12 protein-coding genes and 1 pseudogene are annotated in these 20,147 nt (G+C 56.2%); 9 read left to right on the forward strand and 4 right to left on the reverse strand.

Features of this window, described 5'->3' with window-relative positions:
* Positions 1-25 precede the first annotated feature (25 nt).
* The 4 genes and pseudogenes from D3H35_RS09440 to D3H35_RS09455 all read left to right on the forward strand — a co-directional run bounded on the left by D3H35_RS09440 (position 26) and on the right by D3H35_RS09455 (position 4,846).
* Positions 26-960, forward strand: a pseudogene (locus tag D3H35_RS09440) (MBL fold metallo-hydrolase).
* A 113-nt stretch (positions 961-1,073) separates the two neighbouring features.
* A complete protein-coding gene (locus D3H35_RS09445) occupies positions 1,074-2,693 on the forward strand; it encodes an ABC-F family ATP-binding cassette domain-containing protein (protein WP_119148838.1) in 1,620 nt (539 codons plus the stop codon).
* Positions 2,694-2,780: 87 nt separating this feature from the next.
* Positions 2,781-3,659, forward strand: coding sequence for a cation diffusion facilitator family transporter (locus tag D3H35_RS09450; RefSeq protein ID WP_119148839.1), 879 nt, complete (start codon positions 2,781-2,783; stop codon positions 3,657-3,659).
* Positions 3,660-3,868: 209 nt separating this feature from the next.
* Positions 3,869-4,846 (forward strand): C40 family peptidase, encoded by a 978-nt coding sequence (locus D3H35_RS09455; RefSeq protein WP_233567848.1) that lies wholly within the window; start codon positions 3,869-3,871, stop codon positions 4,844-4,846.
* Positions 4,847-5,216: 370 nt separating this feature from the next.
* Here D3H35_RS09455 and D3H35_RS09460 read toward each other — a convergent pair whose 3' ends face one another.
* Positions 5,217-6,332, reverse strand: coding sequence for an MGDG synthase family glycosyltransferase (locus tag D3H35_RS09460; protein ID WP_119148840.1), 1,116 nt, complete (start codon positions 6,330-6,332; stop codon positions 5,217-5,219).
* Between the two features lie 137 nt (positions 6,333-6,469).
* Here D3H35_RS09460 and kapB point away from each other — a divergent pair, with 137 nt between their 5' ends.
* The 4 genes from kapB to D3H35_RS09480 all read left to right on the forward strand — a co-directional run bounded on the left by kapB (position 6,470) and on the right by D3H35_RS09480 (position 12,159).
* The gene (gene kapB, locus D3H35_RS09465; protein WP_119148841.1) at positions 6,470-6,841 is read left to right on the forward strand and encodes a sporulation phosphorelay system protein KapB; all 372 of its coding nucleotides are present in this window, start codon (positions 6,470-6,472) and stop codon (positions 6,839-6,841) included.
* 113 nt (positions 6,842-6,954) lie between these two features.
* Complete coding sequence (locus tag D3H35_RS09470) at positions 6,955-7,539, forward strand: TetR/AcrR family transcriptional regulator (protein WP_119148842.1); 585 nt, start codon at positions 6,955-6,957, stop codon at positions 7,537-7,539.
* Between the two features lie 87 nt (positions 7,540-7,626).
* Positions 7,627-9,738 (forward strand): YhgE/Pip domain-containing protein, encoded by a 2,112-nt coding sequence (locus tag D3H35_RS09475; protein WP_158594025.1) that lies wholly within the window; start codon positions 7,627-7,629, stop codon positions 9,736-9,738.
* A 162-nt stretch (positions 9,739-9,900) separates the two neighbouring features.
* Complete coding sequence (locus D3H35_RS09480; RefSeq protein WP_119148844.1) at positions 9,901-12,159, forward strand: Ig-like domain-containing protein; 2,259 nt, start codon at positions 9,901-9,903, stop codon at positions 12,157-12,159.
* Positions 12,160-12,254: 95 nt separating this feature from the next.
* On the opposite strand, the gene D3H35_RS09485 is transcribed toward D3H35_RS09480, so the two are convergent.
* Positions 12,255-13,550 (reverse strand): stalk domain-containing protein, encoded by a 1,296-nt coding sequence (locus D3H35_RS09485; protein ID WP_158594026.1) that lies wholly within the window; start codon positions 13,548-13,550, stop codon positions 12,255-12,257.
* 288 nt (positions 13,551-13,838) lie between these two features.
* Here D3H35_RS09485 and gltB point away from each other — a divergent pair, with 288 nt between their 5' ends.
* The gene (gene gltB / locus D3H35_RS09490; protein WP_119148846.1) at positions 13,839-18,443 is read left to right on the forward strand and encodes a glutamate synthase large subunit; all 4,605 of its coding nucleotides are present in this window, start codon (positions 13,839-13,841) and stop codon (positions 18,441-18,443) included.
* A 349-nt stretch (positions 18,444-18,792) separates the two neighbouring features.
* Here gltB and D3H35_RS09495 read toward each other — a convergent pair whose 3' ends face one another.
* Positions 18,793-19,785 carry an acyltransferase family protein gene (locus D3H35_RS09495; protein ID WP_119148847.1) on the reverse strand — a complete coding sequence of 331 codons (993 nt, stop codon included), beginning with the start codon at positions 19,783-19,785 and terminating at the stop codon, positions 18,793-18,795.
* On the reverse strand, positions 19,680-19,967 hold the full coding sequence (locus tag D3H35_RS33440) for an acyltransferase family protein (RefSeq protein WP_158594027.1): 288 nt from the start codon (positions 19,965-19,967) through the stop codon (positions 19,680-19,682). The genes D3H35_RS09495 and D3H35_RS33440 overlap by 106 nt, the downstream gene beginning before the upstream one ends.
* Positions 19,968-20,147 lie beyond the last annotated feature (180 nt).

Here is a 20,147-nt window from a genome sequence, read left to right on the forward strand (position 1 = left end):
CACTTTCAACTTCGGAGGGGGATTTATGCCCAAAAAACGCTTTGGCAACATGGATCCGATCGGTACGAGCAGCGCACGCACGCATTTCGACCGATGGCGGCAGGAACGGCTGCACAAAATCCGCACGAAGGACTATAGCCATTGCGTACCGAACGTCAAGCCCGACCTAAAGTTTCTTCAGAGCAACCGCACCGAGACGTCGGTTACCTGGATCGGCCATTCGACTTTTCTCATTCAAGCTGCGGGGCTTAACATCGTCACCGACCCGGTCTGGGCTCGCCGCATGGCGTTCCAGAAGAGGCTTGCTCCTCCCGGGATCGAATTGTCGGACATGCCGCCGGCGGACGTCGTTCTGATCTCGCATTCCCATTACGACCATCTTCACGTGTCTTCGCTCAGGCGGCTGCGCGGTCCAAAAAAATGCTCGTCCCTGCCGGGCTTCGCAGCAAGCTTTTTATCCGGGGCTTTCGCGATACCGAGGAATTTCATTGGTGGGAGGACACGGCCTTTCACGGCGTCAAAATCACATTCGTTCCCGCCCAGCATTGGACCCGCCGCAATCCTTGGGATATGAACGCTTCCCACTGGGGCGGATGGGTGATCGAGACCGAACACGGTCCGACGGTCTATTTTGCCGGGGACAGCGGTTATTTCAGGGGATTCAAGGATATCGGGCGCAGGTTCGATATCGATGTCGCTCTATTGCCGATCGGGGCTTACGATCCCGAATGGTTCATGGCCTCCCAGCACGTCAGTCCAGAGGAGGCGCTTCAGGCTTTTCGCGATTTGGGAGCGGAATTTTTCGTGCCGATGCATTACGGAGCTTTCAAGCTGGCGGACGACACGCCGAAGGAAGCGTTGGAGCGGCTTGAAACGGAAAGAGCAAGGCTTCAAATTCCCGCGGAAAAAGTATTCATTCTTCCGCATGGCGAAACGATGCGGTTCCGTAACGACCCGTAATTTGTGCTATAATGAAACGATGAGCAAAAGCCGTGCCCTGCGGACTCTACCGGACAGCCGGTTCGAGAGAAGGGCGCCGGCAACAATCGTTCGAGAAGGATGGGTTTGAAAACATGATTACCGTTAATGGTATAGGTCTGCGCTTCGGCAAGCGTCCCTTGTTCGAAGACGTCAACATCAAATTTACGCCAGGCAACTGCTATGGTCTTATCGGAGCGAATGGAGCGGGCAAATCGACGCTCCTGAAAATTTTGTCAGGCGAGATCGAGCCGTCGAGCGGAGAGGTTCACATTACTCCGGGCGAGCGTCTGGCGGTACTGAAGCAGAACCATTTCGAATACGACGAGTTCAGCGTTCTGGAGACCGTTATTATGGGTCACGATCGGCTGTACAAAGTGATGAAAGAGAAAGATTTGATCTATACTAAGGAAGATTTCTCCGATGAGGACGGCATGCGCGCGGGTGAGCTCGAAGCCGAATTCGCGGAGATGAACGGCTGGGAAGCGGAGAGCGAAGCGGCCGGCATGCTGAACGGTCTCGGCATCACGTCCGAGCTGCACGACAAGAAGATGGGCGAGCTTGATGGCAATCAGAAGGTACGCGTTCTCCTCGCGCAAGCGTTGTTCGGCAGCCCGAACAACCTCCTTCTCGATGAGCCTACCAACCATTTGGACCTCGAGTCCATTAACTGGCTGGAAGATTTCTTGTCCCGCTACGAAGGCACCGTCATCGTTGTATCCCATGACCGTCACTTCCTGAACCAGGTGTGTACGCATATCGCGGATATCGACTTCGGCAAAGTCCAATTGTACGTGGGCAACTACGACTTCTGGTACGAGTCGAGCCAGCTGGCCCAGCAGCTCATGCGCGACCAGAACAAGAAGAAGGAAGACAAGATCAAGGAGCTGCAAGCGTTCATTCAGCGGTTCTCCGCGAACAAGTCGAAGGCGAAGCAGGCGACCAGCCGTCAGAAGATGCTGGACAAAATCTCGCTGGACGACATCCGTCCTTCCAACCGCAAATATCCGTTCATTCATTTCAAGGGCGAGCGCGAGGTAGGCAAGCAGGTCGTGTCCGTCGAGAACGTCTCCTTGACGGTGGACGGCGAGAAGCTGCTCGAGAACATTTCCTTCGTCGTGAACAAAGGCGACAAAATCGCATTGGTCGGTCCTTACGGCTTGTCGAAGACGGCTTTGTTTCAAGTGATGGTCGGGGAGAAAGAACCCGATGCCGGATCGGTAACCTGGGGCGTGACGACGACGCAAGCGTATTTTCCGAAAGACAACGCGCCGTATTTCGAAGGCGTGGAGCTTAATCTGGTCGAGTGGCTGCGGCAATATTCGAAGGATCAGGACGAATCGTTCATTCGCGGCTTTCTCGGACGTATGCTGTTCTCCGGAGACGAGGCGCTGAAGAAAGCTTCCGTCATTTCCGGGGGAGAGAAGGTGCGCTGCATGCTGTCGAAGATGATGCTCTCCGGCGGCAACGTGCTCTTGCTCGACGAGCCTACCAACCACTTGGACTTGGAATCGATCACGGCGCTCAATAACGGATTGATCGATTTTGACGGTCCGATCATTTTCACGTCGCATGACCATCAGTTCATGCAGACGATCGCCAACCGCATTATTGAAGTCACTCCTAACGGAATCATCGACCGCATGATGACATTCGACGAATATTTGGAGCATCCCGAAGTGAAAGAGCTTCGCGCGAAGCTCGTGACGGAATAAGCAATAGAGCCGCCGGACTCCCGTATAAGGAGCCGGCGGTTTTTGTCATACTAGAGGGATGTGCGAAAAAGGAGGCTGGGGAGCTGCATGGGGACGGATGTGTACGGAGATATCCAAAAAGGGGAACGGGGCGCGTGGATCAGCATCGGCGCTTATCTCGTTCTATCCGCCTTCAAGCTATGGGCCGGCTGGCGGTATTCCTCGGAAGCGCTGACCGCGGACGGTTTCAACAATTTGACGGATATCGTCGCCTCCGTCGCCGTGCTGATCGGCCTGCGCATTTCACGCAAGCCGCCGGATCAGGATCATCCTTACGGCCATCTAAGAGCCGAGACGATCGCTGCCCTGATCGCCTCCTTCATTATGGCTACCGTAGGTATTCAGGTTCTGATCGAGGCTGTTCGCAGCCTGTGGCAGGGAGGCGTGACGGAGCCGAACGTCAGCGCGGGCTGGGTAGCTCTTATCGCATCGGCGGCGATGTTTCTCGTCTATGCGTACAATGTTCGCCTCGCTCGAAGGATCCGGAATCGGGCGCTGCATGCGGCTGCGCAGGACAACCGTTCCGATGCGCTTGTCAGTATCGGCGCGGCCGCCGGGGTTTTTGGCTCCCGGCTTGGTTTGCCTTGGCTGGATACGGTCGCCGCAATCGGGGTTGGAGTGCTCATTTTGAAGACGGCGTGGGACATATTCGCTTCCGCGACTCATGCGCTCACCGACGGCTTTGACGTGAAGCAGCTAATGGACTTGCGCAGCACCGTTCAGCATACGGACGGTGTCCGCCAAATCAAGGATATTCGGGCGCGTATCCATGGGAGCACCGTCTTGGCTGACGTCATCGTTACGGTGGATCCGAATTTGTCTCTCGCGGAAAGCCACGGCATCTCTGATGCGATTGAGCAGAGTATGAGGCGAAAGCACAATATCATGCACGTTCATGTCCACGTCGAGCCGGACGAGGCTCGTTGAAGCGGCTGGTAAATGTTTCATGCGGAAATCGGAAATCCCTTGTCCGCCGCGGGATGGCGGTCTTTGTGCCTAGTCCGGTTATGGAACTGTTTTCTCATGAATAGAATTCGTTCTAGGCATTGGGGCCGATGGAAGGCGAATCCAACCGACCTATAATGGACGGGAAAGAGCTGGACGCTCTTATCGCTACTTCCATGGAGGTCCTACACATGAGACGCCAGATCGCTATCGCTCTAGCCGCATTGTCGCTGTTGCTGACCGTTCCCTCGATAACGGCCGCCGCTGCCAAGAATGGGAGCGCCGTTGTCGTATCCTCCGTAAGCTTTCGCACTGCTCCAAGCACATCTTCCAGCGTGATGAAATACCTCAAGGCAGGCGAGAAGGTCGTTCTGCTGGAGCAGCCGAACGATTATTGGTACAAAGTGAAGGATGCCTCAGGTACGATCGGCTACATATCTTCCGGCGAAAAATACGTAAACGTTGTCACGCCTATACAAGAGACGGCTGTCGGAGCGAACGCCGTCGCTGTCGGCTCCGTGACCTTCCGGACGAAGCCGTCAACAAGCGGAGAGCGTATCCGCTACTTGAAGGTCGGCGAGCCGATCGTCGTTACCGCGCGGGAAGGCGCTTATTGGTACGCAGTGACCGACGCGAACGGCGTGTCCGGCTATGTCAGCAATTCCTCCGCTTATATTAAGCTCACCGGTACGATACCGCAGCCTTCGCAGCCATCCAAGCCGACCGCCGACCAACAGATTGAAGCGGTTATCGCCGCGGGCATGCGTTATTTGGGAACGCCTTACGAGTACGGCTCCAGCCGCGACAATACGGCGACGTTCGATTGCTCCGATTTCGTCAGACAGGCGTTTTTCGACGGCTTGAACAAGCTGCTGCCCGCCGATTCGCGCCAGCAAGGGGAGTTCGTGCGCGCGAATGGCTCCGTTCAGACGGATTGGCATCAGCTCAAGCGCGGCGATTTGATGTTCTTCATGGACTACAAGGGCACGAAGGCGGCATCCTATACGGGCAAAAAGCCGTTTTCCGAGAAAATCACTCACGTCGCAATCTATCTCGGCAACGGACAAATGCTGCACACCTATTCCGTCGACTCCGGCGGAGTCCGTACGAACGCAATCGGCGGCAACCATTGGGAGTATCGCTTTTTGTACGGAGGCAGTGCGCTTTAGAGAGCGTTTTCGCTATTGCGAGGAACATTCTGAACCATGCGGATTCGTCTGCATGGTTTTTTTGCGCACCGTATGAGGCAACGAGGAGAGAGTAGCCAAAGAAAGGATGGCTACAGTGCTCGTATGAGGCAATGAGGAGAGAGTAGCCATAGAAAGTGTGGCTATAGCGCTCGGATGAGGCAACGAGGAGAGAGTAGCCATAGAAAGTGTGGCTACAGCGCTCGTATGAGGCAATGAGGAGAGAGTAGCCATAGAAAGGATGGCTACAACGCTCGGATGAGGCAACGAGGAGTAAGTAGCCGTAGAAAGGTTCGCCAATACAACCGCAAACGGCTCAACCGCCACCCAAAGGAGGTTGAACCGTTCGCGGTCATTTCAGCAATTCCAGCACGGCTTCGGAGCATTTGGCGGGGTGGTACTCGGCGTTGCGGATCGCAAGAAGCGTGTCCCGGTGCTGGTCCGCGGCGTAAGGCTCCTGAATCAGGCGAAACCAGCGATCGATCGTATCGGTTGAAGTCATCAGTTCTCCGAAGCCATGAGTAACGAAATATTCCGCGTTCTCTTCCTCTTGCCCGGGTATCGGCTCGTAGAAAAGCATCGGCATGCCCTTGCTCATCCCTTCCGTACAGGTCATGCCGCCCGGCTTCGTGACGAGCAGATCCGAGACGTCCATCAGCTTGCTTACTTCCTTCGTGAAGCCGAGAACTTTGACGTTCGGATGCCGAAAGCGGGAATCCGACAACAGCTTTTCCCTGGCTTTCTCGTTGTTGCCCATACATAGAATGAGTTGGACGCGATCGGCGTAGGAGGTCATGTATTCGACCAATTGCTCGCCATACAGCAGACCCCAGCCGCCGCCCATGATGAGCACCGTCGGCATGTCCTTCAGCTCGAACTGCGCGAGAATTTCCGCACGGTCGTGAGGATGCCAGAAATTCGGGTGGACGGGGATGCCGGTCACTTCGATTCGGGAAGCGGAGACGCCGCGTGTAATGAGCTTGTTGCGAACGGCGGGAGTGCTGACCAGGTAGGTGTTCACTTCCGGACTCGTCCAGGTGGCGTGGGCATCGTAATCGGTAATAAGGGTATACAAAGGAACATCCAGCCCGAGCCTTTTCAGGCGGCTGACGACGGCGTTCGGAAAAGGGTGCGTGCAAACGATGCAATCCGGCTTGAGCTGGCGCACGACATCCGAAACATGATTGTAAAACAGCCGATGGAGCGCGAACTGCTTCATCCGGTTGAGCGATTTATGATAGTGGTTTCGGTAGATCTTCCCGACCAACTTAGGCTGCATACTGACGGTTTTGCGATACGCGGACAATATTAGCGGACCGATAATCGGGTTGAGAAAGGTACCCAGCTCGATGACGCGCGTCTGGATTTTCGGCGATAGTTGGCGCAGACCGACGGAAAGCGCATACGCGGCTTGCGTATGTCCGGTTCCGAAACCTTCGGAAAGCAGCAGAACACGTTTTTTGCGCATCGTACAATCCTCCAATTTTCCTACCTTCCATATTACTTGGAAGAGAGACGCGGAACAAGTCCGGGGATCATTTTGTCCCGTTTTCTTGCTTGCGGTACAATGATAGCGAGCAAGCATACAAGCGGAGGAGGAGAACGATGATGACGGAAGCTTCCCATGTCATTTTCGAGCACAAAACAGGACGATATATCGGAGAACCGTTGGAAAACGACGGACGGCGCGTGCTGGTAAAAATTTTGGCGGTCGTCGGGCATCCGGAGCAGGGCGACTTGCACAATCCCGGCGATCCGGACGCGCCGATGTTCCACGAGAGAAGAGCGCTCAGCTACACGGAGAAGGTATGGATTCCGGCCCAAGCCGCCAGGCCTTACGCGGGAACGGTTCCCGACTACAGGCAATCGCTCAAGGCCGCGCTGGAAGCCGAAGTGGAAAAGCTGGAGCGATCCAAGCGATGGACGGAGCGCAGCTTGACCTTGTTAGAGACGCTTCGGAGCGACTATAAGTTCTAAAAATACGCAATTGGGGTATTGTGCGCGCGCGATTGGTGTGGTAAAGTTACTCCAGAACGAATTGACTGATTTGTTATTTTGGTCAATTCAAGCGAAAAGAGGTGAAAGCGTCCATGGAGCGGAAACCGCCGGATCGGCGCAAACAGGTGGTGGAAGCGGCGAACAGGTCGTTTTCCACGTTCGGCTACAAGGCGACAACGATGGATCAAGTCGCCAAGCTGGCCGGAGTAGGAAAAGGTACGATCTATACGTTCTTCGCGAACAAGGAAGAGCTGTTCGGCGAAATCATGGGCGCTATGACCCGCGAGCTTCGCCAAGTCGCGGACGAGACGATCGTGCCCGGGCTTTCTTTCGTCGACAATTTGATGAATGTCCTGAATCGGCTGCTCGATTATCGCGACCGGCATGAGCTTACCGTTAAGCTCGCTCAGGAAGTGCGCGATATCGGCACTCCGATGGCGAAGGAAGCGATGGACGCTTTGGAACGCGCCATCGTCGGCTACATTGCCCGTCATGTGAAGATTGCCGTCGACGAAGGCGAGATTAAACGCTGCGACGAGAATCTGACCGCCTACTTAATGCTGAAGACGTATTTGGCGATGACAGTGGAGAGCGTCCATCTTCGCGAGCCTATGGGCAAGGAGCAGGTGCTTGAGCATTTCCGGTTTTATTGGATGGAAGGGTTGGCGATCCGTTAACGCTTCTTTTTTTGAAATAAATTGACCGAATGAGAAAAATGGTCATTTAGTATTTATGCGAGTCTGCTAGAGAAGGGGATGTTGGATATGAGCAACAACAGCGAACGGAAAGGATCGCTGCTCGGCGAGTTTCGGCGGATGTCCGGCAATCGGATGGCGAAGCTGTCTCTTGCCGGTCTTGCTGTCATACCGCTCTTGTACAGCGGGATGCTGATCGGAGCGTTCTGGGATCCGTACGGCAAGTTGGGCGATCTTCCGGTAGCGGTCGTCAATGAGGATGCCGGAGCGACGATGGACGGCAAGGCGATTCACGTCGGAGCCGATCTGGTTGAGGAGCTGGGAAAAAAGGACACATTCAAATGGTCGTTCACCAACGCGTCCGAAGCGATGGAGGGGCTTGAGGATCATCGATACGCGATGGCTTTTGTCATTCCGGGCGATTTCTCCTCGAAGACGGCTACATTGAAGGAAGATAATCCTCAGCCGGCCGGCATTTCGTATTACGTCGACGACGGCTGGAACTATTTGTCCTCCCGGATCGGGGACAGCGCTTCGGAGACGCTTCGCGCCGACGTGTCGAAGGAAGTGACGAAAGCTTATGCCGCGGCGGTGCTCGATTCTGTCGGGAGCGCGGCGGAAGGTCTTAAAGAAGCGAGCGACGGCGCTTCGAAGCTCGCCGACGGCGCGAAGGAGGCGCAGGACGGAGCAGAGAAGCTGCACGCCAATTTGGCGAAGCTTGCGGACGGAACGCTTCAATTGAATCAAGGACTTGGAAAGCTGACCGGCGGCGCGGCGACGCTGGCCACGGGCGCCCGTGAAGCGGCGAGCGCAAGCGGCACGTTGGCGGGCGGTCTCGGCAAGCTGTCCGGGGCGGGCAAGTCGCTCTCCGACGGGGCGGCGGCAAGCGGCCAAGGCGCAGCTTCCGTCGCCGCCGGAGCCGAGAAGCTGTCCGGCAGCGGCCAGACGCTTGCGACAGGGGCGGCGGACGCGAAGAGCGGCTCCGTCTCGGTCAGCGCCGGTGCCGATCAGTTGGCTGCCGGGCTTAAGCAGTATGCGGATGCTCATAGCGACTTGGCGTCCGATCCGGCGTTCCAGAAGCTTCTGGGCGCGGCAACGCAAGTAGCGGAAGGCGCGGGCAAGCTGAAGCAAGGGACGGCGGCGCTGGCTGCCGGAGCGGAACAGCTTGCGGACGGGCAACGGACGCTTTCGCAAGGAGCGGCCCAATTGAACGGAGGGCTGCAGCAACTCAATACCGGCCTGAGCTCTTATTTGGGCAAAGTAGACGAGGCTTCGGCAGGCGCAGACAAGCTGGCGGCAGGCATCAAGCAGTTGAGCAGCGGCGCCGAGCAGCTTCGCAACGGGCTGGGCGACGCGGACTCGGGCGTTCGGACGGTTACGGACGGCGCGAGCAAGCTGACCGACGGCTCCGAGCAGTTGGCCGGCGGCATCAAGAAGCTTGGCGACGGCTCAAGCGAGCTTTCGGGCAAGCTCGGCGAAGCGTCCAAGGACGCGAACGCTCTGAAGGGCGGAGACAAGACGACGGAAATGTTCGCCGAGCCGGTGTCGATCAACGAGCACAAGCTGGCGAACATCGCCAATTACGGAACAGGCATGACGCCTTATTTCCTGTCGCTCGGTTTGTACGTCGGCATTATGATGTCCACGATTATCCTGCCGCTTCGCGATTCGTCGGGAGCGGTGTCCCGCAGCGGATGGCGCTGGTACTTGTCCAAGCTCGCGCTGTTCGCTCCGGTCGTTCTGCTGCAGTCGATTCTCGCGGATACGTTGCTGCTCTACGTGATGGGACTCGAAGTGCCGAACGTTCCGCTGTTCTACGCGGCATCGGCCCTTATCGCCCTGACGTTCATGACGATTTTGCAATTCCTCGTATCGCTGGCGGATACGATCGGCCGCTTCATCGGCGTTATTCTGCTGACGCTTCAATTGGCCGCCAGCGCCGGCACTTATCCGACGGAGCTGCTGCCCGCATGGCTGCAAGCGATCAGCCCTTGGATGCCTATGACGCACGCGATCGAGGCTCTGCGTCTGCTCATCGCAGGCGCTCCGGCGTCGAAGCTGGCCGAGCCGCTATTGATTCTAGCAGCTTTCGCGGTCCTATTCATCGCTCTGACGTTCGGTTACTTCCATCTTGCGTCCAAGCGCAAAGGCGAGGCTTTCGCCGCTGCTGCTACCGCCTAATATTATCTGGATGCCCCGAAGGTTCTTATAGGACCTTCGGGGCATTTTGCTCGCCGGCGCAACGAAATATCTTAATAGGCTTAACTATTCGGTCCGAGGAGCCGTTAATAAGAGAAGGTATAGTTATTTTTATCACTTTCTTTCGGAGGATACGCGAACAAGATGAAATCAACGAACGTAACGTTACAGACCGGGACGAAGCCGTCCGTAACCCGTCGCAGCTCTTTTCTGACTCGATTCCTCGCCTCCTTTCTCGTTGCCGTTCTGATCGGCGGCTCGGGCGCTGCCTACGTCTCCGCAGAGGATACGGTGGAGAGCATCGCCTTCGGAGCCGTATCGTCCAATCCCGTCCAGCTTTCCGTCGAGGATGGAACGAAGTCGCTCACGCTATGGGCCAACTTCAAGGAGACGAGCACGCCGCAGAACGTAACGTCTCTTGCGACCTGGGCGTCGTCGTCGAGTCTCGTCAAGGTGGACAAAGGCGTTCTCAGCGCGACCGGAGCCGTCTCCGGCGTATCCATTACCGCCAAATACAAAACATTCAGCGCATCCATTATCGTAGATGCCAGCTACAGCTTGAGCGAGCTTCAACTGGAAGTTGACGGAGCCAATGCCGGGGTAGGGAGGACGGTGTGGCTCGGCGACGAGCTGACGCTCACGGCCGTTAATGCCGACACCTCGGAGGACGTATCGGAGGATGCCGTATGGACGAGCTCCTCTGCGAGCGTCGCAACCGTGGAAAACGGCGAGGTTACCCTTGTCGCTGCGGGAACGACGAAAATTACCGCGAAGTACAAGGGCCGCTCCGATTCGGTTACGCTGACGGTAAAAGCCCCTTACTCCGAAATAAGCATCGTGTCGCCCAAGATCGAATCCGGAATCGTCGATTTGAATGTCGGGGACGACCCGGTCCAATTCTCGCTGTCGGCGGTCAGAACGGATGACGATTCGACGGAATCCGATCTGGAGACGAAGGCCGCTTGGACGAGCAGCAACAGCGCCGTCGTCAAGGTGGACAAGAACGGGCTTGCAACTGCGGTCGGCTCCGGTACGGCGACCGTTACCGCGACTTTGAACGGCGTTAAGGATGCCGTGACGTTCTACGTATTAACGCCTTACGAGGCGATGAAGCTCGCTTCCGAGAAGCCGCTGAATCTCTCGTTCAACGCGGAGCCGGTTAAAGTAACGGCTTCCGTAGTGAAAGGCTCGGCGCAAGCCGAGGACAAGACGGCGCAGGCCGAATGGAAGAGCGGCAATCTGCTCGTCGCCTCGGTTGGAACCGATGCTGCGGGAGTGGTGACGGTCAAGCCAAGGGGCGTCGGTACGACGCAAATTACGGCGAGCTATCTCGGCGTAAGCAAGTCGTTGACGGTCACCGTATTCCCGACGATCGAATCTGTCGACGTGGTGCCGGACAAGCTTGACGCATTCGAAGGCGACACCGTCGAGCTGCCGCAAGTCAACGGAGTGGCCGTCTCGGGCGATCCGGTCGATTTGACGAAGCTCGTGCAATGGAAGTCCGGCAGCGAGACGGTTCTGACCGTCGACGAGACCGGCAAATGGAAAGCTTTAAAAGCGGGAACAGCCACGCTGCTGGCTCTGGTCGAGAACGAAGAAGGCCAGGTCAAGACCGATCAAATCGAAGTGACCGTTCATAAGAAAATACATTCCCTCTATGCGGATACGACGAACATCAGTATCGTAACGGGTACCGAGGCGGCTTTCCCGGCCGTTACGGTCATCTACGCCGACGGGGAAGAAAAAGTCATAACGTCCGAAGTAACCTGGAAGTCGTCCAGCACCAATCTTCTCGTCAAGGCGACGAAGATCAAAGGACTTCAGCCAGCGACGGCTACGTTGACGGGAACCTATCTCGGGAAGACCGTATCGATCAAGACGGTTGTCGAAGAGAAGTTCCAAACGATCAAAGTGGAGCCCTCTTCGCTCGCGTTAGGCCTCAAAGCTTCGCAGACGATTAAAGTAACGGCTACGACGGTTTCCGGCAAGAAAGTGTCCATCGGCAGCCGCATTACATGGATACCTTCCTCCGAAGAGCTTATTTCCATCAAGGGAGCGTCCGTAAAGGGCCTTGCAGAAGGAAGCGGCAAGCTGACTGCAACGATTCAAGGCAAAGCGCTCGAAATTCCATTCACCGTAGCCGCCAAGCTGACGAAGCTTACGGCCTCGCCGACTTCGCTCAAGCTGACTTCCGGCGCTTCCGGCACCGTCAAGGTTACCGCAACTTACGAGAACGGCAAAACCGTTGATGTGACAAGCGCCGTAAGCTGGTCGAACTCCAACGGCAATGTGGCCAAAGTGACCGGAGGAACGGTGCTGGCGATTGCCAAAGGCTCTGCGACCTTGAAGGGTTCGTTCGGAGGCAAGAACGTAACCGTTCGAGTAACCGTGAAGAAGGGATAACGGGAAGCACAGAACGAAACAAAACCTCGCGGCCGTCGGCCGCGAGGTTTTGTTTGTGAAACGGGGTATACTGAATCGATAAGAACGATTGCGGGTTACGAATTGATGAATGCCGCTTTCAAGGTTTGACGGTAGACGACCTGGTAGTCGATCGCTTGGGCGACAATGGCCAGAGGGACGTACATCTTCGATTCGTTATTGAATTTTTTCATGAAGGCTGCGACGGGAATCGGCTGTTTGACTCCGTTGACCGTCATTGTCGACTCGCCCGCTGTGATCGATACGACGTGACCGGGCTTGGTTAGGACGGCCGTCTTTGTCTTCGCGATCCATTGCAGCTCCATTCCGAGGTTTTCGGTTACGTCCCGCAGCGCCAAATAGGTTCTGCTGTTGACCAATGCCGGCTTGTATTCGCTATTAAGCTCCTTGCCGTTAACGATGACCGAAATCGGGACGTTCGCGGCGAGCGCAGCTGGCTTGCGATATTCGTGCCAGATCGCATCCGCATAGGACTCTGCCATTGCTTGGTAGCCGTCTTTGTTCGGGTGGATGTCTCTTTCGGTCGACGTCAGCACGTATGTCCAATCGCCTTCGTGTCCTTTGAATTTATCCGCGATGTGGACGGCCGTTATATCGACGCCTTCCTGCCGCAGCGTCGCGGCGAGATTGTCTACCGCGTTCGTCAGCTTGGAGACGACGTTCGGATACAAATAATCGTATATTTCCGTATTATCGGACCATGCGTATTGCATTCGCGGCAACGGCAAGTATTGATCCGCCATGACAAAGCGGGCGTTGGGCGCAAGGCTTTGAAGCTTCGTCAGCGCCGTCTTTACATTCGTTGCATAATTATTCAGCAATGCGTCGATTTCGCTGTCGATTTTTTTCTTGGCGTCCGCGGCCGGCAGCGAGATGACGGAGCGGAGGAAGCTGGTCATATCGTTCGCGCCGATCGTAAGAACGACGAGATCCGCTTTTGCCAAATCTTCTTTCAGAGCGGGGGTCTTCTTCGCGACGGAATCGGCTTGGGCGATAATCCGCGCGTTCTCGTCTTTCGAATAATTTTCCAAGTCGTCGACCTTGAGCGGCGTTCCGGCCGCCGCGCCGTCCAGCAGCTTGATGAGGCCGGGAGTCTTCAGGCCGAGTATGCCGTAGTTCCCAAGCTCCGAGCGGCCATGGAACAAGGCTTGCTCGTAGATGCGGTCTACATACCCGTAAGGAATAGAGGTTTCCGTCATTCCGTGCTGGTAACCGACGGTCAGCGAATCGCCGACCGCTACGATGCGGTAGTCGTCGACAGGCTTCGCGCCTTCCGCTCCGGCTGCCGCCGGAATAGCCGCGAAAGCGAACATTACGGCCGCGCAGAGAGCAAGCGCGCTTTTCTTTTTCATGATCATCGTTCATTCTCCGTCTCTTGGCGCACGAAGCTACAAACGTTTCCTTATCGGCGCCATAAAAAATTTTAAATTGCCATTCGTCTCGCGTCGGTGTTAAAATAACATAATAATAAAAATGAATAAATATGAATTTTCGACGTAGAACGTTCGGAAATTCAGATGTTCGGTCGGGATTTCGACGCGAAAATCGAGCCGTTCTCTCTATTCTAGGCCATATCGGTCGGGATTTGAAGTCTTAGCAAGCGATCTTACCAAACTTCGTTTATAGAAAGGTTGCTTTTTATGAAAGAAATGATCCATGGTTTGCCCCCAAAGCAAGGGATGTACGACCCGCAGTATGAGCGCGACGCTTGCGGCATGGGGTTTGTCGCACACATCAAGGGCCGGAAGTCGCATGAAATCGTGGAGCAGGCGCTTACTTTGCTCATTAACATGGAACACCGCGGCGGCCAAGGAAGCGAGCCGAATTCCGGCGACGGCGCCGGTATTATGCTGCAGATTCCGCATGCGTTCCTGTCCGAAGAAGTATCCAAGCTCGGCTTTGCGCTCCCCGAAGAGGGCCAGTACGCCGTAGGCATGGTCTTCTTCACCCAGGACGAAGCCGTCCGCCGTGAGCACGAAGAGAAGTTCGCCGCGATCGTCGAGGAGGAAGGACAGACGCTGCTGGGCTGGCGTACCGTTCCTACCGACGACAGCACGCTGGGCGCCTCCGCTGTACGAGTTAAGCCATACGTCCGTCAAGCGTTCATAGCACGCGCGGCCGCGTTGACTGACGAGCTGGCATTCGAGCGCAAGCTGTATGTCATCCGCAAGCGCGCCGAGCAGGCGATTCGCTACTCGGGAATCGTGGGCGGGGAATCGTTCTACTTCTCCAGCTTGTCGAGCAGGAAGATCGTCTACAAAGGGATGCTGACGACCGAGCAAGTCGGTCATTTCTACACGGAGCTGCACGATCCGAAGCTGGTAACGGCGATGGCTCTCGTTCACTCGCGCTTCTCGACGAATACGTTCCCGAGCTGGGAACGCGCGCATCCTTTCCACTATATGATCCACAACGGCGAGATCAACACTTTGCGCGGCAACGAGAACTGGATGCATGCGCGTCAGACTCTGTTCGCCTCCGAGCTGTTCGGCGACGATCTGAAGAAGGTTACGCCGGTTATTAACGACGATTTGTCCGATACGGGCAAATTCGACAACACGTTCGAATTCATGTACTTGGCCGGCCGCTCGCTTGCTCATTGCGCCATGATGATGGTGCCCGAGCCTTGGCAGAACGACGAGCTTATGGATCCGGACAAAAAAGCGTTCTACGAATATCACGCCACATTGATGGAGCCATGGGACGGTCCGGCCGCGATGGGCTTCACCGACGGCGTTCAAATCGGCGCCGTTCTCGACCGGAACGGACTTCGTCCGGCCCGTTATTACGTTACGAAGGACGATATCATCATCATGGCGTCCGAAGCCGGCGTTATCGAGCTTCCGCCCGAGGATATCGTGCTGAAGGACCGTCTTCGTCCGGGCCGGATGCTGCTAGTCGATACGAAGCAGGGCCGCATCATCTCCGATGAGGAGCTGAAGAAATCGATCGTCTCCGAGCATCCGTACCGCGAATGGCTGGACGATCATCTGGTCGATCTCGAAGATTTGCCGGATGCGCTTGAGCTTCCGGAGCCGGATCACGAGACGGTTCAGCAGCGCCAGCAAGCGTTCGGTTATTCGTTCGAGGACGTTCGCAAAATTTTGGAGCCGATGGCGCTGACCGGCGGAGAGCCGCTGGCATCCATGGGTTACGACGCGCCGCTCGCCGTTCTGTCCGAACGGCCGCAGCGTTTGTACAACTACTTCAAGCAGCTGTTCGCGCAAGTAACGAACCCGCCGATCGATGCGATCCGCGAGGAAATCGTTACATCGACGTACACGACGGTCGGACCGGAGCGGAATCTGCTCAACCCCGAGCCGGAAAGCTGCCGTCATATCCGTCTGTACACTCCGTTCCTCTCCAACGAGGAATTCGCGAAGCTTCGTCACGTTCACCGTCCGGGCTTCAAGTCGATTACGCTGCCGATCTTCTTCCCGGCCGACCAAGGCGAGGAAGGGCTGCGTCAAGCGTTGAAGGTGCTTAACGAGGCGGCCGACCGCGTCATCTCGAAGGGGCATAACATTCTGATTCTGTCCGACCGCGGAGTCGACGAAGCGAACGCCGCCATTCCTGCGTTGCTGGCGGTATCGTCCTTGCACCACCACCTGATTCGTCAAGGCACGCGGACCAAGGTCAGCATTTTGCTGGAATCCGGCGAGCCGCGCGAAGTGCATCATTTTGCCCTGCTGCTCGGCTACGGCGTGAGCGCGGTCAATCCGTACCTCGCGTTCGAAACGCTCGACGATCTGATCCGCCAAGGCATGCTTCGCAACATTTCGCATGAAAAAGCGGTCAAAAACTTCATCAAAGCCGCAACGAAGGGCGTCGTGAAAGTATTGTCCAAGATGGGCATATCCACGATCCAGTCCTATCGCGGAGCGCAAATTTTCGAGGCAATCGGCTTGAACCAAGCCGTTATCGACGAGTATTTCACGGGAACTCCGTCCCGCATCGAGGGCGTAGGCCTCGACGTTATTACGGCAGAAGCGCTGTCGGCGCATAACCGGGCGTTCTCCAAGCAGGAAGGCGCCGTTCTGGAGCTCGACTCCGGCGGAGACTACCAATGGCGCAAAGACGGGGAAGAGCATCTGTTCAACCCGCAGACGATCCATACGCTGCAGATGGCGACCCGGACCGGCAACTACGAGACGTACAAGAAGTACGCGGCTCTCGTTCAAGGCGAGTACGAGAACGTGCGGACGCTCCGTTCGCTGCTCGACTTCAAGCTGGATCAGCCTCCGGTGCCGCTCGAAGAAGTCGAATCGGTCGAATCGATTTTCAAACGGTTCAAGACAGGCGCCATGTCGTTCGGCTCGATCAGCAAGGAAGCGCACGAGTCGCTTGCGATCGCGATGAACCGGATCGGCGGCAAGTCGAACTCCGGCGAAGGCGGAGAAGATCCGGCCCGCTACATTCCGGACGCGAACGGCGATTCCCGCCGCAGCGCGATCAAGCAAGTCGCTTCCGGACGCTTCGGCGTTACGAGCTACTACTTGTCCAACGCGGACGAAATTCAGATCAAGATGGCGCAAGGAGCGAAGCCGGGCGAAGGCGGACAGCTTATGGGACGCAAAGTGTACCCGTGGGTAGCCGAAGTTCGGGGTACGACGCCGGGCGTCGGGCTGATCTCGCCTCCTCCGCATCACGATATTTATTCGATCGAAGACCTTGCGGAATTGATTCACGATCTGAAGAACGCCAATCCGAGCGCGCGCATTAACGTCAAGCTCGTCTCCGAGGTCGGCGTTGGGACGATCGCGGCGGGCGTAGCCAAAGGACGCGCAGATGTCATTCTCGTCAGCGGCTACGACGGCGGCACGGGGGCATCCCCGATCGGCTCGATCCGCCATGCGGGCTTGCCGTGGGAGCTCGGCCTTGCGGAGACGCATCAGACGTTGATTATGAACAACCTGCGCGACCGCGTAGTCGTCGAGACCGACGGCAAAATGATGACGGGCCGCGACGTGGCGGTAGCCGCTTTGCTCGGCGCCGAGGAGTACGGCTTCTCGACCGCTCCGCTCGTCGTTCTGGGCTGCATTATGATGCGCGTCTGTCAGCTCGATACTTGTCCGGTCGGCGTCGCTACGCAAAATCCGGAGCTTCGCAAGAAGTTCATGGGCGAGCCTGAGCATGCCGTCAACTTCATGACATTCGTGGCGAAAGAATTGCGCGAAATTATGGCGCAGCTCGGCTTCCGTACGATCGAGGAAATGGTCGGCCGCGTCGATCGCCTCGACACGAAGAAAGCTCTCAGCCATTTCAAAACGCAAGGACTCGACTTGTCTGCGCTGCTTCATATGCCGGAATTGCCGGAAGGGTCCGCGCGCTTCAACTCGAAGTCGCAAAACCACGGTTTGGAGCTGTCGCTTGACGTACAGGAGCTTGTTCCGGCCGCTGCCGCCGCTCTCGAGCGTCAGCAGCCTGTCGAAGGCAAGTTCGAAATCAAGAACACGCACCGCGTCGTCGGTACGATTCTTGGTTACGAGGTGACGAAGCGTTACGGCAAGGAAGGACTTCCCGAGGATACGATCAAGTATCATTTTGTCGGTACGGCCGGCCAATCGTTCGGAGCGTTCATGCCGAACGGGATGACCTTGACGCTCGAAGGCGATGCCAACGACTACGTCGGCAAAGGCTTATCCGGCGGCAAAATCGTCATCTACCCTTCGGCTAAGTCGAAGTTCCAGGCCGAAGACAACATCATCATCGGCAACACCGCCTTCTACGGCGCGACGAGCGGCGAAGCTTACGTGCGCGGCGTGGCCGGCGAGCGGTTTGCGGTTCGGAACAGCGGCGTGAACGTTGTCGTCGAAGGCGTGGGCGACCATGGCTGCGAATATATGACGGGCGGGCGCGTTGTCGTCCTCGGCCGCACGGGCCGCAACTTCGCGGCAGGCATGTCCGGCGGGATCGCTTACGTCGTCGATTGGGACGGCCAATTCGTGAACCGCTGCAACTTCGAGATGGTCGCGCTTGAGCGTATTGAGGACGCGTCCGAGATCGCGGAAGTTCGCGGCATGATCGAGAAGCACGTCGCGGCTACGGGCAGCGAGCTCGGTCAGCGCGTCCTGAACGATTGGGAAGGCTTCCTGGCGAAATTCGTCAAAGTCATTCCGAAGGATTACAAACGGATGATGGAGCAAATCGCCAAAGCCGAGTCTCAGGGGCTAAGCGGACAGGAAGCGCTCCTCGCGGCCTTTACGGCCAACATGCGCGATCTTTCCCGCGTTGGCGGCAACTAATACGGCAATGTGCAAAGCAGCAAGGCGACTGTCCCAAAAGTGTTCGCATGAACCGGGAAAGTCCCGTCTTATGTACGCAAGGACCTCAAATTCCACTGTGAAGTGGAGTTTGAGGTCCTTTTTGTAACCCAATATAGTTGGGCTATTCGCACTCAGCGGCGTTCGAGCGACTCTGTAACCCAATATAGTTGGGCTATTCGCACTCAGCGGCGTTCGAGCGACTCTGCAACCCAATATAGTTGGGCTATTCGCACTCAGCGGCGTTCGAGCGACTCTGTACCCCAATGTAGTTGGGCTAATCGCTCCATGCGGTGCTCAAGCGGCTCTGTAGTCGACTTGTTGTGTACGTTTATGCCGCCGTGCTGTGAGGCTTTCTCTTTTCCTTCTTGCCTATTCGCTGCGTAAGCTTCTTGCCAAGGACGATGGACGGCTTCTCGACGAGCACGTAACCGAGGTAGGCGACAAGCAGCGACAATACCAACGTAATGCCGAGCAGCGACACGAGCGATATTTTTCCGAGAAAATGATGGATGAGGGCAAGCATGATCACCAGGTGATACAAATAGAGGCTGTAGGAGACGTTCCCAAGGAAGATCGGCAGTCTGCCGGTCAGAAGCGAACCGATCTTTCTTGAAGCCAATGCGGCGGTAATGAAAATGCAGATGCCGACAGCGTTAATATAGTCGCCGAATATAAACTGATACGGAAGCTCGATGCCGAGCTCCTTCATGGCGCGCAGCGGATAAACGGAGTAATTGTAGCATACGAACCCGAGCAAGAGCAGTCCGATTTTTTTGTTCCTCGAAAGCTGGCTGAATTTGTTCGCCAGTTGGTGGCGATGCTTGGCGAGAACCATTCCGAATATGAAGAACGACAGGAAATGGAGACTGTCAAAATAACTGATATCCAGCCCTTCGATCGGCTTTTGAAAATGAAAAACGAAATTTAGCGCTTCGACCGCCGACAATATGACCGCTGCGACGATCGAATAGTACCACCGAAGGTTCATTAGAAGCAGCACGACAAAAGGGAAGACGATGGATATGCGCATTTCGTGGACGAGAGTCCAGATGACCCCGTTCACCAGCCGGGAGTCGAAGCTTACGATTCCGTAGACGTGGTTGAGCACGTCGCTAGTCGATAAATCCTGCGTCCACATATTGTTGATAATATCCGCCAATGACGCGCTTGTGAACTTGGGAGCGCTCGTGAGCAGAAACAGGCCGATCCCGAACGCTAGAATATAAGGGATGTAAATTCGGCAAAACCGACGGATGAGATAGCCGTATAGTTGAGCTTCGAACCGCGAAGGAGAGGCAAGGACAGAACGAAGCCGCTTAATACGAAGAAAAAGAACACAGCTTGATGGCCCTTGATCAAAATGCTGAAAGGAGAATACGCCCGGTACAGGAACTGATGCACGAGGGGAGGTACGTTCGCAGGGGTCATCGCCAGATGGCTGAATAAGACGGTTAATGCCGCAAGCCCTCGAAGAGCGTCAAGCTGCTCGTAGCGTTCCTTCATGATGGACACCGACCTTACTATTGAGGTTTTGTATACATTTTGTATCATTGTCGTTCGGATGTCAATATAAGGTTCCACCGTTTTACAATCATTTGCCTATTCGAGTCCGTTACCTTGGCTTCGACAGAAGTTGGAGAAAAATAGTTCGTGCAAAGCTCCGCCGCTCGACACCCTCTGCGC

The organism is Cohnella faecalis (assembly GCF_003570905.1).
GTDB lineage: Bacteria > Bacillota > Bacilli > Paenibacillales > Paenibacillaceae > Cohnella > Cohnella faecalis.